This window comes from Kitasatospora hibisci, from assembly GCF_043950205.1.
Lineage (GTDB): Bacteria > Actinomycetota > Actinomycetes > Streptomycetales > Streptomycetaceae > Kitasatospora > Kitasatospora hibisci.
This window is the reverse complement of record NZ_CP171642.1, coordinates 3130320-3145495: the sequence shown is the minus strand read 5'-3', so window position 1 is coordinate 3145495 and position 15176 is coordinate 3130320. Positions and strand designations below refer to the sequence as shown.

The window sequence follows — 15176 nt, the reverse complement described above, 5'->3', positions numbered from 1 at the left end:
CAACGCACATGGAGCTGGGAGGTCAACGCGTGCCCGTGAACAGGAATCCGACAGTCCGACAGCGGCGGCTCGCTCGAACGCTCAAGGAGATGCGGGTTGCTGCAGGGATGACGATCGCCCAGTCGGCAAGGCAGTTGGCCTCTGCCGAGAGCAAGATCAGTCGGATTGAGGCTGCGCAGTCCGGAATCAGGCTCGTGGATCTCCGGCTGTTGCTCGACCTCTACGGCGTGGCGGACCAGGCGACGCGTGGTCAGCTGGAGGACCTGTCGCGAGATGGGCGCCTTCGTGGCTGGTGGGACCGATACTCCGACACGCTGTCGCCCCTGTATGCCGACTACATCTCGCTGGAGGCTGACGCATCGGACGCCTACAGCGTGGAGACCTTTCTGATTCCAGGCCTCTTGCAAACAGAGGACTACACGCGGGCCGTGGTGCGGGCGCAGATAGAGGACGCCAGTGTGGAGCAGGTGGAGCGCCTGACGAAGGTTCGGCTGGAGCGGCGATCGGTGCTGCAGCGCGAGTCACCGCTTCGGCTCTGGGTGGTGCTGTCGGAGTCTGCGCTGAAGCACCAGATCGGTGGGCAGGAGGTGATGCGGGAGCAGCTTCACTACCTGGTTGCGATGGCAGATCGCCCGAACATCAACATCCAGGTGTTGCCGGAGAAGTCGGATGTTCACGCCGCGCTGTTCGGGCCGCTCGTCATCCTGAGCTTTCCCGAGAGCACCGAGACGGACGTCGTGTATGTGGACAGCCTCCTCAGCACGCTCTACATCGAGGAACCGGGAGAGGTCTTCAAGTACTCCAACCTGTTCCGTCGAGCCTTGGCGGAGTCTCTGCCTCGAAAGGAATCAGTCGCGCTCATCGAGCGCATCGCGAAAGGAATGCACAGCGATGAGTAGCATCCCCGAGGGTGCGGCCGCTGCTGACGTCAGCTGGCGAAAGTCGTCGTACTCGGGCGCGCAGAGCAACTGTGTGGAGATCGCGGTCGGCGTCAGCGGTGTGGTCCCTGTCCGGGACTCGAAGGATCCGGACGGGCCATCCCTGCTCTTCGCCGGTGAGGCTTGGGCCTCGTTCCTCGCCGGGGTCAAGGTCGGCGACTTTCCGACCGACTGAAACAACAGAGGTGCCCCGCACGGGCTGTGGCCGTGCGGGGCACCTCTTTCGTTTCGCTGCTTCTCCGACGACCTAGAAGTCGTCGTCGAAGGAGACGGAGCCCTCCACCGCGACCTGGTAGGCAGACACCCGGCGCTCGAAGAAGTTCGTCAGCTCCTGGACGTTCTGCAGCTCCATGAACCCGAACGGGTTGCTGGATCCGTACCGGATCGGCAGGCCGAGGCGGGCCAGCCGCTGGTCGGCCACGGCCTCCAGGTACTGGCGCATCGACGCGGTGTTCATGCCCGGCAGGCCGTCACCGCACAGGTCCTGGGCGAACTGGAGCTCGGCCTCGACGGCCTCCTCCAGCATCTCCGTCACCTGCTTGGCCATCTCCTCGTCGAAGAGGTCGGGCTCCTCCTCGCGAACCGTGTCCACCACGGAGAACGCGAAGTCCATGTGCATGGACTCGTCGCGGAACACCCAGTTGGTCCCCGTCGCCAGGCCGTGCAGCAGGCCCCGGCTCCGGAACCAGTACACGTACGCGAAGGCGCCGTAGAAGAACAGCCCCTCCACACACGCGGCGAAGCAGATCAGGTTGAGCAGGAACGCCCGCCTGTCCTCCTTCGTCTGCAGCGAGTCGATGTGGTCGACCGCGTTCATGTACTTGAAGCAGAACTGGGCCTTCTGGTGGATGGAGGGGATGTTCTCCACCGCGGCGAAGGCCGCGTTGCGGTCCTCCGGGTCGGGCAGGTAGGTGTCCAGCAGCGTCAGGTAGAACTGGACGTGCACGGCCTCCTCGAACAGCTGCCGGCTCAGGTAGAGCCGCGCCTCCGGGGAGTTGATGTGCTTGTAGAGGCTCAGCACCACGTTGTTCGCGACGATCGAGTCACCGGTCGCGAAGAAGGCGACCAGCCGGCCGATCATGTGCCGCTCGCCCTCGCTCAGCTTGGCGAGGTCGGCGACGTCGGAGTGCAGGTCCACCTCCTCCACCGTCCAGGTGTTCTTGATCGCGTCCCGGTACCGGTCGTAGAACGACGGGTAGCGCATCGGGCGCAGGGTCAGCTCGAACCCGGGGTCGAGCAGCATCTTGCGGTCTTCGGGGATGGCGCTCACTGGCAGGCCTCGCAGGACTCGGGGTTCTCCAGGGAGCAGGCGATGGCGTCCTGCTCCTCCTGGGTCATGGTCGGGGTGGGCACGGGCACGGCCGTACGGGCGGTCCCGGACGCGGCCTGGGCGATCCGGGTCGCCGGGCGCGAGCGCAGGTAGTAGGTGGTCTTCAGACCGACCTTCCACGCGTACGCGTACATCGAGCTGAGCTTGCCGATGGTCGGCGCCGCCATGAAGAGGTTCAGCGACTGGCTCTGGTCGAGGTACGGCATGCGCGCCGCGGCCAGGTCGATCAGCGCGCGCTGCGGCAGCTCCCAGGCCGTCCGGTACAGCGAACGGACCTCGGCCGGCAGCCAGTTGAGCTCCTGGACCGAGCCGTTGGCGTCGCGCAGCGCGTCTCGGGTCTGCTGGTCCCAGACGCCCAGCTCCTTGAGCTCGCGCACCAGGTACGGGTTGACCTGCAGGAACTCGCCCGACAGGGTCTCGCGCTTGAACAGGTTGGACACCTGCGGCTCGATGCACTCGTAGACGCCGGCGATCGAGGCGATCGTGGCGGTCGGCGCGATGGCCAGCAGCAGCGAGTTGCGCAGGCCGGTCTCGGCGATCCGGGTGCGCAGCGCGGCCCAGCGGTCGGCCCACTGCGGGGCGGCCGACGGGAAGTGGTCGATGTGCAGCTCGCCGCGGGCGGCGCGGGTCTCGCCGTACGCCTCGTGGCGGCCCAGCTGCTCGGCCAGGTCGGCGGAGCGCTCGTACGCGGTGAGCATGATCCGCTCGGCGATCAGCGTGGAGAGGGCCTTCGCCTCGGCGGAGTCGAAGTCGATCCGCAGCTTGAAGAAGACGTCCTGGAGGCCCATCACGCCGAGGCCGACCGGCCGCCAGCGGGAGTTCGACGTCCCGGCCTCGACGGTCGGGTAGAAGTTGATGTCCACCACGCGGTCGAGGAAGGTCACGGCGGTGCGCACGGTGGCGTCCAGCCGCTCCCAGTCCATCGCGCCGATCAGGTCGGTGGCGGTGGCGCCCTCGGCCACGTGGGCGCCGAGGTTGACCGAGCCGAGGTTGCAGACGGCGGTCTCGGAGTCGTCCGTGACCTCCAGGATCTCCGTGCAGAGGTTGGAGGAGTGCACGGTGCGGCCGGGCAGCGCGGTCTGGTTGGCGGCGCGGTTGGAGGCGTCCTTGAAGGTCATCCAGCCGTTGCCGGTCTGCGCCAGGGTGCGCATCATCCGGGCGTAGAGGGTCTGCGCGGGGATGGTGCGGACGGCCTTGCCGGCCAGCTCGGCCTTGCGGTAGGCCTCGTCGAAGTCCTCGCCCCAGAGGTCGACCAGCTCCGGCACGTCGGCCGGGGAGAACAGCGACCAGTCCTCGTTCGCGTTGACCCGGCGCATGAACTCGTCCGGGATCCAGTGCGCCAGGTTCAGGTTGTGGGTCCGGCGCGCCTCCTCACCGGTGTTGTCGCGCAGCTCCAGGAACTCCTCGATGTCCGCGTGCCAGGTCTCCAGGTAGACGCAGGCCGCGCCCTTGCGGCGGCCGCCCTGGTTGACGGCGGCGACCGAGGAGTCGAGGGTGCGCAGGAACGGGACGATGCCGTTGGACTTGCCGTTGGTGCCCCGGATCAGGCTGCCGCGCGAGCGGATCCGCGAGTAGGAGAGGCCGATGCCGCCGGCGTGCTTGGAGAGGCGGGCGATCTGGGCGTACCGGGAGTAGATCGAGTCCAGGTTGTCGAGCGGCGAGTCCAGCAGGTAGCAGCTCGACATCTGCGGGTGCCGGGTGCCCGAGTTGAAGAGGGTCGGCGAGGAGGTCAGGTACTCCAGCCGGCTCATCAGGCGGTACAGCTCGGCCACCTCGCGCACCGACTGCTCGTCGTCGCCGACCGCCAGGCCACAGGCGACGCGGAGCAGGAAGTGCTGCGGGGTCTCGACGACCTTGCGGGTGATCGGGTGGCGCAGCAGGTAGCGGGACTGCACGGTGCGCAGGCCGAAGTACTCGAAGCGGTCGTCACCCTGCGGGTCGATCAGCCCGTCGAGGGCATCGGCGTGCTTGGCGACGAGGGCGGCGGTGGTGTCGCCGATCAGGCCCTCGGCGTGGCCGACCGCGATCGAGGTGGAGAAGGAGACCACGCCCTGGGTCGCGGCCTCGTCGACGATCTCCAGCGCGAGCAGCCGGGCGGCGAGCTTCGAGTACTGCGGGTCCTCGGCGATCATCGACGCTGCGGCGTCCACGGCCAGCCCGCGCAGCTCGGCGAAGTCCGAACCGGCGTGCCGGCCGCGCAGCGCGGCGGCGGCGACATGGCCGGGGTCCACCTGCGGGAGGTCGGCGCTGCGGTCGGTCAGCACCCGCAGCAGAGCGCCGCCCGGGTCGGAGACCGTCGGGTCGGCGGTGGCGGAGCTGGACACCTGGGCGGGCAGGGTGGCTGAGGCAGCGGTGGTCAAGGCGCTCTCTCCTGGCGGCGATCGGCGGCGGTGGATCGAATCACCGGGCCGTTCGGGGCAGGGGAGCACGGCGCGGCAGCCGGACGGCGTCGCGCGACGGTGTCATCCCCGGCCCGCCCGCGAGGCCCGGACGTACTACTGGTGCTGAAGGCCTCTGCGGGGAGGGCGACCGGCACACCGTCGGCAGGTACTCGGACTCGCGGGCTCGGCTGGAGCCGCCCGCACACCGCTGCGGGGCAGTCCCGGATTCCCACCGGGTTCCCCTGCGTCGACAGCAGGGACGAGCATACATCTAGTGGCGGCTGAGTATGACGGCCCCATATGTAGTGGCGGGCGTGTCGCCGGGCCCGAGTTGTGGGCCCGTCGCGCTCAGTACCTGAGGAACACTTTGTACGTGCCGGAATCGCCGGTCGGGGAGCTGAACTGGGCGATCAGGCGGTAGTGCCCGCCGGCCCCGAGAGCGTCCGTGAGAGCCCGGTTCATGGCGCTCGGCGCGGTGCTGTCGAGGACGACCAGGTTGAACCAGCCGTCCCGGACGGCGGTGACCGTGCCGTCGTCGCCGCGGTGCACCACGCCGGCCCGGTCCTGGTACTCGGTGCCCCGGCGGGCCGAGAACCACTGGTCGGGCTTGCTGACGCTGCCCAGGTAGTACTCCGGCAGCCCCTCGACCTCGGTGAGGTAGCGGCCGTGCGGCTGGGCGTGCAGGCGCAGCACGCTGAGCAGCCGGCCGGAGTCGGGACCGTCCTGGTACCGCAGGGACGCCTGCTCCAGTCCGAGGGCGAGCAGCACCACCCACACCAGGATCCCCAGCTGGGGGTTGCGGAAGTGCGCGCCGACCAGCCTGGTGATGCCCACGCCGGCCAGCGGCGCGGCGAAGAGCATGCCGAACCCGAGGTGCCGGAACATCACGCCCGGGGTGCCCAGGCAGGCGTACAGGACCGGGATCAGCAGCGCCGTCCCGCACAGGGTGGTGCTCAGCGCGGCCCGGCGCAGCCGGGTGGCCGTGATCTCGTCGTCCTCGGGCGACTCGTACATCCGCTCGCGCCGTACGTAGGCGGCTGCCCCGGCGCAGGCGAGCAGCGTGAACAGGCCGCTCCACCGGGCCGCGGAGAGCAGGACCGAGCCGACCGACCGGGCCTCGTGGCCCTGCGTGGGCGACCAGGACGCGACGTCGTCCAGCAGGCCGAACGGCAGCAGCAGTCCGACGGTGCCGACGGCCAGGAGCAGCGCCCGGAGGGCGGCCGGGCCGCGGCCCTTCCGGGCCGAGGCGGAGAGCACCGTGAGGGCGAGCACGGCGGGCAGCGCGACCACGGCGGCGTACTCCGCGGCGACCGCCAGGGCCGCCACCGGCGCGGCCAGCAGCACCAGGGCCACCGGGGCGCGGGCGGTCCGGACGACGATCCAGGCGGCGACCGCGACCAGGGCGATCGCGAGGGCGTCCGGGGCGGCGTAGAAGCCGACCACCACGGTGGACTGCACGACGGCGTACGCGGCGGCGCCGCAGATGGCCACGCGCTCGTTGAAGAGCCGACGGGTCAGCGAGTAGGCGAGGACGGTGGTGACCAGGGCCAGGACCAGGCTGACCACCCGGGCCCCGAAGATCCCGCTCGCGTTCGCGGCGGCGCCGGCCAGCGGCGGGTAGAGCCAGGGCGCGCCGGGGATGCGGTCGACCAGGTCGGTCGTCATCGGGACGCCGTCGAACAGGTGGTCCAGCTCCTGGCGGCCGACGATCATGGCGATGGCCTCGTCGGGGTGCGCGGCGCCGAGCAGGCGCAGCGAGAGCGCCGCCTGGACGGCCAGCACGCCGAAGAGCAGGGCTCGGCCGATCCAGCGCCGCCGGGGGCTGGACGCCGGGTCCCAGCCGGTCACGGGGACGGGCGGGATGGTGTACGGGGCCAGTTCCACGGGCGGGCCGTCGGACGGGTGGAACCGCGGGTCGGCGGGCGCCGGGCCGTCCTCGGGGTGCGCGGACCCGTCCGGGTACCCGGCGTCCTGCGGGTACGCCGCGGCATCGGGGTGCTCCGGCGCGTCGGGGTACCCGGCGTCCTGCCGGTAGGCCGGCTCGTCCGGGTACGCCGGTCCGGGGATCCGGGCCGGCTCGTCCGGGTGCCCGGGGCCGTGCGCCCCGTTCCCGGCCTGCGCGGTGTCCTCCCCCGTCTCCGTCCGGACCGGGGTGTGCGGGATGAACCAGGGGGAGTCGGTCTCTGAGGGCATCATGGGTTCCGGATGTCGAAGCCGTAGCGAGGATCGGACACGCGCTGCTTGTAGTCCGCGAGCGACGGCGGGGAGGTCTCGATGCGCCAGTCCGCCCGTTTCACCATGTTGAACCAGACGAACCCGATGATGTCGTCGTGCGCCTCGATCCCGGTGAAGAGCTGGTCGATGTCGGCACGCTGGCGCTTCCCCTGCTGGGAGGCGGTCTCGCTGATGAAGAACGGCTTCTTGCAGAAGGCGCGGATCTCCGCCATGGTCGCGCCGTAGAGCGTGTCGAAGGTCTTCGGGCCGGTGAGGGTGAAGTAGCCGGTCATACCGGCCCAGTCCACGTAGGTGTCTCCGGGGTAGTACGGCGCGAGCCGGGTGTTGGGCGCCGGGACGGTGATGTTCGGGCTCCAGACCCAGATCACGTTGGTCGCGCCGGCCCGGTCGAAGATGTCGTGGATCCGGCGCCAGGCGCCGACGAAGTCGGCGGCGCTGGCGGCCTGCCGGCCCCACGGGTACCAGTCGCCGTTCATCTCGTGCGCGATGCTGATGGCGATGGGCAGGTTGAGCTTGGCGGCCGCCTTGGCCACGCCCTTGACGTAGTCGTCGGTCTCGCCGGCCGCGATCGCCGCCATCGAGGGGGAGTGCGGCTCCCAGGCCATGAACGGCAGCGCCCCTGCCTCGTAGATCCGGCGGACGCCGGCGGTGTCGAAGCCGTCGCCCCAGCTCGCGTAGTACTCCACGACGTTCGGCTGCTTGCCGATCATGGCGGTGAAGCTGCTCAGCGGGTCCATCTTCGCGGGGACGTCGTCCAGCGCCGTCCCCAGGTACTTGCGGCTCGGCCTGAGCAGCGGCGTGACGTCGTACGGGACGTCGGCGGGGGCCGGCTTCCGGCCGCCCGGGGCGGCGTCGGCGGCGGTCCCGGGGCCGGCCGCCTCCGCGGCCACGGACTCGGGGACGGCGAAGCCCGGGTCCTCGGGTCCGCAGGCGGTGGTCAGCAGCAGGCCGGCGGTCAGTACGGCGATCAGGGCGAGCGGGCGGCGGCCGGCCCGGCGGCGGTGGGCGGACACGGTGATCACACGGCTTCCGTGGGGCGCGGCTGGACCAGGACGCGGCCCACGATGACGGCGTAGAAGAGGCCGGACGCGAGCACCAGCGAGAAGTTGAGCGCGCCCATGGTGAGCATGCGCCAGATCCCGAAACCGACCCAGGCCAGGGCGGTCCCGCCGCCCCAGGCGATCACCCCGATCCAGAACCGGCGGGTCTTGTTCTTCCGGGCGCCGCTGGAGCCGGTCGGCTGCCAGGCCATCCGGTTGCGGCGCAGGATGTCCCAGATGGCGAAGACGTGGGCCCAGCCGTACATCATCCGGGCGGCCCAGGCCTCCAGCCGGTAGGGGTTGCGGTGCCAGAGCGGGAAGATGAGCGTCGCGTACACCAGGCCCGGGACCACCAGCACCGTGTTCTCCCACCGGATCAGGTCGGGCCGCGTGACCAGCAGCACGATCGGTACCAGCGGGGAGATGACGGTGAACAGCGCCGTGTGGATGTAGTAGAAGAAGCCGGACATGTAGCACATCCGGGTGATCGGGCGGAGCTTGGTGCTCCAGAACTTCCTGCTGCCCAGCAGGCTCATCGAGCCGGTGCACCAGCGGTACTGCTGGTTGAAGAAGCCGCCCACGTTGTCGGGGCAGACCCCGGCCGCCAGGGCGACCGGCACGTAGTGCAGGTTCCAGCCCAGCCGGCGCAGGTCGAACCCGGTGTGGACGTCCTCGGAGTGCTCGATCAGCGTGGTGCCGCCGTTCTGCTCCAGGGCGGCCCGCCGGTAGACGGCGCAGCTCCCGACGCAGATCGCGCCGTCGTTGCGTTGCCGGGAGACCTGGACCGTCCGGTAGAAGAGCTCCTGGACGGCGCCGGCGCCGCGCTCGATCCAGTTCTGGGAGTCGAGGATGCGGAAGTACTGCGGGGACTGAACGATCCCCAGCTCGGGATCGTTCTCCATGTAGGGGAGCAGTTCGTCGAGCAGATCGGCCCGGGGCGCGAAGTCGGCGTCGAGGATGAGGATGTAGTCGCTGTCGGAGTTGCGGAATCCGAACTGGAGGTTGCCGGCCTTCTTGAACCACCCGCGGTTGTTCCGGGTGCCGTAGACGAACTCGAAGTCGACGGCCATCTGCGCGAGTTCGGGGCTGTCGCTGTCGTCCAGGACGTAAGGGGTGACCTCGCCCGGGTACTGGTCGCGCAGCTTGGCGACGTGGGTCCAGGTGTTGTGCAGCACCTCGATCGGTTCGCCCGCGACCGGGAGGAAGACGTCGACCGTGGGGTACCGCTCCGGGCGCCAGGCCTTCACCAGCGCGCGGTGCGCCTTCAGGTCGAAGCTCTCGTTGAAGCCGTGCACCCAACGGGATATCAGGTAGTAGACGATCGTGAAGGCCAGGAACGGGACGAAGGCCCAGAACCACGGGGTGGCGCCGACCAGGCCGATCTCGCTGGCCACCATGGAGCCGAAACTGACGAGGGAGAAACAGGTGAGCACCCAGAGGTGGCTGCGGGTGTAGGAGTACTTCTCCGCGCCGTCCGGCGGCTGCGGCAGCAGTCCGCGCTGGACCCGGGCGCTCGGGTCCGGCCGGCTCCTGCGGCGTGAGGCGGCCGCCCTCCTGCTGCCCGCGAGCTGCGCACTCTCGGTGACAGTCAAGTCGCTCTCCCCCGGAAACCGTATTGAAGTGGTCCAAATCCGCCCAAGGCCGTTCAGCGGGCGGCCACAGGGACCTCAGGATCGTACGGGACCGGCTCCGGCGGCCTCCCACCCTCCTCTCCTGCCGGGCGCCCGGAACCGGGATCGATCTCCGATCGTGATGTGGGGGCAGACGTATACGGTTGGCGGCCGCTGGGCCGTTCACCAGGAGAGGGAGGACATCGTGGAGGGCACTGCCGCACGGTTGGCGCGGGGGGTGCGGGCGCTGCTCGCCCACGGCACGGTGGCCGTACTGCTCCTCGGCTGCACGGCCGAGGCGACCCCGGAACCCGCGCGGACCAGCGCGGCGGCCGGCGCCGACGACCCGGTGGACAGCGGCTCCGGCAGGCTCTGCTCGACCCCGGAGGTCCGGTTCCCCAAGCGGCTGGTCGACGGCGGCACCAAGGTGATCGAGACCAATCCCTGGAACTCCTCCGGCACGGTGTGCCTGGACACCCAGGGAACCGGCTTCACGGTGACGGAGCTCCGCGACTTCGTGCCCAAGGCGCCGCTCGCCCCGGGCGCCTACCCCAACATCTCCACCGCCCCGGGTGCGAGCGGACTGCCCGTCCCGGTCAGCGCGTTGGGCGACGCGACCAGCGACTGGGACGCCACGGCCCAGGCGACCGGCTCCTACAACGTCTCCTACGACCTCTGGTACGGGCCCAACCCCGACAACTGCGCCCCGGGCGAGAGCGCCGAGGTGATGATCTGGCTGGACTCCACCGACAGCGTCAAGCCGGCCGGGAGCAAGGTGACGGACGCCCAGACCCTGGGCGATGCCACCTACGACGTCTTCCAGGCGCCGATCACCGGTCCGCACAGCGTCATCAGCTACGTGCGGACGGCGAACACGCACAGCGCCCACGGGCTGAACCTGCGGCTGTTCACCGCAGACGCCCTGATCCGCGGCTACGTCCCGCCGGGGTCGTACCTGTGCCGGGTGCAGGCGGGCTTCGAGATCTGGAGCGGCGGCAACGGACTGAAGAGCTGGGCGTTCGCCTTCCACAACAGAGTCGGCCTGCCGGCCGGCGAGGTGCCGGCCGGCGCGCCCGGGATCTGCCTGCGGCACGGCGGCGGGGGCCTGGCCGGGACGCCGGTGACGGTCGGTTCCTGTGGTGACCAGGCGGTCTCGACGGGCTGGACCGTCGGCAACGACGGCTCACTGCGCGGTGGCGCGGCCTGTCTGGCGCCGGCCGAGGACGGTCGGACCGTGGCACTGGCCCGCTGCACCGGCGGGGCCCCGCAGCGCTGGGCGGCCGGGCCCGGCCAGAGCCTGCTGCACATGGAGTCGGGCCAGTGCCTCAGCACCGTCGGCGGCGTCCTCGCGGACGGGACGGCGGTGACACTCAAGCCGTGCGCGGGCGCGGTCGGGCAGAAGTGGACGCTTCCGTACAACGGACTGGCGTAGCGTCGGGCCGCCCCGTCAGCCGCAGCACCCTCCATGGGCGTTGGAGCACCGATGCCCTACCATTCCGACACATGAGCGATCGACCGGTACCGACTGGCGAGCCGGGGCAGACCCCGGGGTGGTCCCCGCAGCAGCCGCCGGCCGGCGCGTTCGGCCCGCCGGCGCAGGCCGCCGTGCAGCCCGCGGCCGGTTCGGCGCCCGCGCCGGTGCCGCCGGTCTCGGTGCAGCCGCCGGCCGGTCCGATGCCCCCGGCCGCGGGGCAGCCGCCCGCCGGTGTGCCGCAGCAGCCGCCGGTGGGCGCGTTCGGCCCGCCGCCCGGCGCGCCCGTGCAGCCCGCCGCGCCCGTGCAGCCTGCCGTGACCTTCCAGCCCGGCGCGCCCGTGCAGCCTGCCGCGACCTTCCAGCCCGGCGCCCCCGTGCCGTCGGCCGCGACCTTCCAGCCCGGCGCCCCCGTGCCGTCGGCCGGCCTGATGCCCCCCGCCCCAGGGCAGCCTGCCGCACCCGGTGCGCCCGGCGCTCCCACGCCGCAGTGGCCGCAGCCCCAGCAGAACGGCTTCCCGCCGCCGCAGGGCGCCGCCACCCCGGACTGGGAGGCGCTGGCCGCCAAGAACGAGGAGCAGGCCAAGCGCAAGCGCCGGTTCCGGATCATCATGGCCGCGGCGGCCGTGCTGGTGGTCGGTGCCGCTGCCGCCGGCGGCGTGGTGCTGTTCAAGGACGACAAGAAGGACGACCCGGCGGCCCAGCCGTCCGCCGCCCCGACCGCCGAGGCGACGACCAAGGGCCCGAGTGCGACGCCGACCGCCACCCCGAAGCCCATCGCCGGCCCGCCGACCGTCGGTTCGCTGCCGGCGAGCAAGGGCGGCCCCGCCCTGGGCCTGGGCGCCGACGCCAAGACGGGCTCGGTGGCCGGGTTCCCCTCACAGGTCCTCAAGCTGCCCAGCGGGCAGAACTCCTTCGCCCAGAGCGGCCAGCCGGTCGTCGACACCGACAAGAGCTTCACCGTGTCCGCCCGGGTGTTCGTCGACGTGCCGACCGGGGTCCGTGCCGCGGTGAGCCAGGGCGACGGCCCGTACTACTCCTTCGCGCTCGGCCGTGGCACGAACAACGGCCACGAGCTCTGGTACTTCAAGGTGCAGCTCCAGGGCGGCGGTTCGGCGATCGCCTGGGCCAAGGGCGACGCGACGGTCAACCAGTGGGCCCTGCTGACCGGCGTCTACGACTCCGCGGCCAAGCAGATCACCCTCTACGTCAACGGCGCCGCGCAGTCCTCGGCCCCGGTGGCCGCCGTGCAGAGCAGCGGTACCAACGCGCTCCAGATCGGCCGGCTCAGCTCGAACGGGCAGTGGAGCGACCCCTGGCACGGGGCCGTCGCGGACGTCCAGATCTGGGACCAGGTGCTGCCGGAGGCCGACATCGTGAAGATCGTCGCGGGCCCCAGCTCGCCGCCGGCGATCCCGCCCACCGCGGGCTGGCTCACCGGCTGAGCCGGTCCCGCCGCGGACATCCACGGCGCCGGGGCTGCGGGCTGCCCCGGCGCCACTCGTCGTCCCGAGCCCGAGGCGTGCCGCACCGGGCACGCGGTCCTGAGTTGAGGAGCAGTACCTGATGAGCGCCGACGGCCGTTGGATCCGGCCCGCGTCCACCCGGCGGCCCGTGCTCACCTCGGCGGGCGTCCGTCCGCCCGGTGCGGCCGGCCCGGGGGCGGGACCGGGCGGCGGACCGCCCGGGCGGTCCGCCGGCGAGCAGCCGTCCCCGCGCGGACGCCGGCGGCGCACCGCGGAGCCGGCGGTCCGGACACCCCGGCCCGGCCTCAAGCCGGACCTGCTGCCGCTGCTGGCCGTGCTGCTCGTCCAGGGCGGGCTCTCGTTCCACCTGCTCGGCAGCAACACCGCCTTCGTGGACGAGGGCACCTACATCTACGCGGGCTACCAGGAGATCGCCAACCTCGCGCACGGCACCCCGGTCGCGACGTACGAGACCTTCTTCTCCGGCTCGCCGCTGATCTACCCGGTGGTCGTGGCGCTGGCCGACATGCTCGGCGGCCTGACCACCGCGCGGCTGCTGAGCATGGCGTTCATGCTCTCCGCCACCGTGGCGGTCCACCTGGCGACCCGTCGGCTGCACGGCTCCCTCGCCGCCTTCTGCGCGGCGGCGGCCTTCGCCGCGCTCGGGCCCACCCAGTTCCTCGGCGGCCTGGCCACCTACGACTCGATGGCCCTGGCCCTGCTGGCCTGGGCCGGCTACCTCGCGGTGCGGCTGACCACCGGCGGCGGCCACCCCAGCCTGATCCTGTCAGGCCTGCTGCTGGCACTGGCCGGCTGCACCAAGTACGCCGCGCTGCTCTGGGTGCCGGTGGTGTGCGGCGTCGCGGTCTTCGCCGGTGCGGGTGGGACGCCCGGTGCCTGGGCGCGGTGGAAGCGCGGGCTGCAGCTCCTGCTGGTCTTCGTGGCCGGGGTCGGCGTCGCGGCACTGCTGGCCGGCGAGCGCTACATCAACGGTTTCAACCACACCACGCTCAAGCGTGCCCCGGGGCACGACGCCTACTCGTACGTGGCCTCCGAGGCCGCCAAGTGGGTGGGCGCCCTGGTGGTGCTGGCGCTGGTCGGAGCGGTGGTGGAGCTGCTGGCCGCGCGCCGGCGCGGCGGCGCCGCGTGGTCCGAGGCCTGCCTCGCCGGCGTGCTGCTGACCGCCGGCGTACTCGCGCCGGCGAACCAGATCCGCATCCACACCTGGCTCTCGCTGCAGAAGCACGTCGACTTCGGCGCCTGGTTCTCCTGCATCGTGGTGGGCGCACTGCTGGCCCGGGTGGTCGTCCTGCTGAAGGACCGGATCCACGTCACGGCCGGGATCGTGGTCGCCGCCCTGGTGATCGGCCCGCTCGGCTGGGCGGGGTCGGCCCAGGGCAGGGAGATGTTCGGCGAGTGGTCGAACACCGAGTCCTTCGTGGCGGCGCTGGAGCCGTACATCTCCAAGGGCACGGACCGGTACCTGGTCGAGAACTACAACGTGCCCGCCTACTACCTGCGCGAGTCGACCAACTGGCAGCAGTGGCACGACCTGGTGGCGGTCTACCGGAAGGACCCGGCCACCGGCAAGCAGCAGGTCGGGGTGCCGGCGATCCAGGCCGGCATCGAGGCGCACGAGTGGAAGGTGGTGGTCCTGGACTTCACCCAGACCGCCGCCACGGACAGGGCGATCCAGCCCGTCCTGAAGGCCGCCGGGTACCGGGTGGTCACGGTGGTCCAGAGCGGTGCGCACGGCCGGTACACCATCTACGTCGCGCCGGGGCACGAGAAGAGGAAGTGACCCGCTCCGGGGCCGGCGCGACTCCGGGACCGAGCCGGCCCCCGGGGCCGCGCCGTCAGAAGGCCATCGTGTAGACCATCAGGTCCATCCCCGGGTACGGCGCCCAGTCCCGCTCCGGTGCGCGTCGGAAACCGAGCCGCTCGTAGATGCGGTGAGCGGTCGTCATCTCGGGGCGGGTGGAGAACGCCATCCCGGCCAGGCCGAGTTCGCGGCTGCGGCCGACGGCGGCGCGGACCAGTGCCTCGCCGACGCCCCGGCCGCGGGCGGCCGCGGCGGTGGCCAGCATCCGGATCTCGCCCTCGTGCGGCTCCGCGATGTCGGCCCACTCGGTGCCGCCCACGGCGAAGGTCACGCAGCCGAGGACGCTCCCCTCGACCGCGTCGACCGCGACGAGGAGCTCGGCCTCCCGGGACCGGCGGGCGGTGTCGCGCAGGAGGTCGACGTAGCCGCTCCCGGGCGAGGTGTAGCCGTCGCCGACGAAGGCCTCGACGGAGACCCGGCCGGCTGCTTCGAGGTCCTCTTCACGGGCGTGGCGGATGACGATGTCCATGCGGTCAGTGTGCCGGAGCCGTCGCGGCCGCCCGGGGCCGGGTCGGCAACCCGGTCTGCGGTCGGGGCGGCGGTCGGGGCGGCAACCCGGTCTGCGGTCGGGGCGGCGGCCGGGTCGGCAGTCCGGTCGGCGGACGGCACGGCGGACGGACGGGTGGCCGGGTCGGCGGAGGGCCGGAGCGAGGCGGCCGGCATGGTGCCGTACAGCCGGTCGGGCCGGGCGGGGTCGACGGGGTAGCCGCCGGGGCGGTGCCAGTTGTCGCGGCCGGCGGCGGCGCCCCGGGCGACCTCGCGCCCGATCAGGCTGCCGAGCAGTCCGAAGCCGCCGACGGCCCCGGCGACTGCGAGTGCGCTG

General features: G+C 71.8%; 11 protein-coding genes and 1 riboswitch. Of the genes, 5 read left to right on the top strand and 6 right to left on the bottom strand.

What is annotated here, in order from left to right; genetic code table 11:
* The first annotated feature begins 8 nt into the window (after positions 1 to 8).
* Together ACF9IK_RS13315 and ACF9IK_RS13310 are read left to right on the top strand one after the other, a co-directional pair.
* Entirely contained in the window at positions 9 to 899 is an 891-nt protein-coding gene (locus tag ACF9IK_RS13315) for a helix-turn-helix domain-containing protein (RefSeq protein WP_395294430.1), read from the top strand.
* Positions 892 to 1113, top strand: a complete 222-nt coding sequence (locus ACF9IK_RS13310) for a DUF397 domain-containing protein (protein ID WP_395294429.1) — start codon at positions 892 to 894, stop codon at positions 1111 to 1113. The genes ACF9IK_RS13315 and ACF9IK_RS13310 overlap by 8 nt, the downstream gene beginning before the upstream one ends.
* A 72-nt stretch (positions 1114 to 1185) precedes the next feature.
* Here the strand turns inward: ACF9IK_RS13310 and ACF9IK_RS13305 are convergent, their stop codons facing one another.
* The 5 genes from ACF9IK_RS13305 to ACF9IK_RS13285 all read right to left on the bottom strand — a co-directional run bounded on the left by ACF9IK_RS13305 (position 1186) and on the right by ACF9IK_RS13285 (position 9321).
* On the bottom strand, positions 1186 to 2181 hold the full coding sequence (locus ACF9IK_RS13305; RefSeq protein ID WP_395298559.1) for a ribonucleotide-diphosphate reductase subunit beta: 996 nt from the start codon (positions 2179 to 2181) through the stop codon (positions 1186 to 1188).
* Between the two features lie 23 nt (positions 2182 to 2204).
* Positions 2205 to 4592 (bottom strand): ribonucleoside-diphosphate reductase subunit alpha, encoded by a 2388-nt coding sequence (locus tag ACF9IK_RS13300; RefSeq protein ID WP_395298558.1) that lies wholly within the window; start codon positions 4590 to 4592, stop codon positions 2205 to 2207.
* A 201-nt stretch (positions 4593 to 4793) separates the two neighbouring features.
* Positions 4794 to 4920: riboswitch (cobalamin riboswitch) on the bottom strand.
* Between the two features lie 77 nt (positions 4921 to 4997).
* Positions 4998 to 6845, bottom strand: a complete 1848-nt coding sequence (locus ACF9IK_RS13295; protein ID WP_395294428.1) for a glycosyltransferase family 39 protein — start codon at positions 6843 to 6845, stop codon at positions 4998 to 5000.
* Positions 6842 to 7906, bottom strand: a complete 1065-nt coding sequence (locus tag ACF9IK_RS13290; RefSeq protein WP_395294427.1) for a glycoside hydrolase family 26 protein — start codon at positions 7904 to 7906, stop codon at positions 6842 to 6844. The genes ACF9IK_RS13295 and ACF9IK_RS13290 overlap by 4 nt, the downstream gene beginning before the upstream one ends.
* A complete protein-coding gene (locus ACF9IK_RS13285) occupies positions 7903 to 9321 on the bottom strand; it encodes a glycosyltransferase family 2 protein (RefSeq protein WP_395298557.1) in 1419 nt (472 codons plus the stop codon). The genes ACF9IK_RS13290 and ACF9IK_RS13285 overlap by 4 nt, the downstream gene beginning before the upstream one ends.
* Positions 9322 to 9739: 418 nt before the next feature.
* On the opposite strand from ACF9IK_RS13285, the gene ACF9IK_RS13280 reads away from it, so the two are divergent.
* The 3 genes from ACF9IK_RS13280 to ACF9IK_RS13270 all read left to right on the top strand — a co-directional run bounded on the left by ACF9IK_RS13280 (position 9740) and on the right by ACF9IK_RS13270 (position 14272).
* On the top strand, positions 9740 to 10966 hold the full coding sequence (locus ACF9IK_RS13280) for a GH12 family glycosyl hydrolase domain-containing protein (RefSeq protein WP_395294426.1): 1227 nt from the start codon (positions 9740 to 9742) through the stop codon (positions 10964 to 10966).
* 71 nt (positions 10967 to 11037) lie between these two features.
* A complete protein-coding gene (locus ACF9IK_RS13275; protein ID WP_395294425.1) occupies positions 11038 to 12450 on the top strand; it encodes a LamG-like jellyroll fold domain-containing protein in 1413 nt (470 codons plus the stop codon).
* A gap of 121 nt (positions 12451 to 12571) precedes the next feature.
* Positions 12572 to 14272 (top strand): hypothetical protein, encoded by a 1701-nt coding sequence (locus ACF9IK_RS13270; protein ID WP_395294424.1) that lies wholly within the window; start codon positions 12572 to 12574, stop codon positions 14270 to 14272.
* Between the two features lie 55 nt (positions 14273 to 14327).
* Here ACF9IK_RS13270 and ACF9IK_RS13265 read toward each other — a convergent pair whose 3' ends face one another.
* On the bottom strand, positions 14328 to 14822 hold the full coding sequence (locus ACF9IK_RS13265) for a GNAT family N-acetyltransferase (protein ID WP_395294423.1): 495 nt from the start codon (positions 14820 to 14822) through the stop codon (positions 14328 to 14330).
* Between the last annotated feature and the right edge of the window lie 354 nt (positions 14823 to 15176).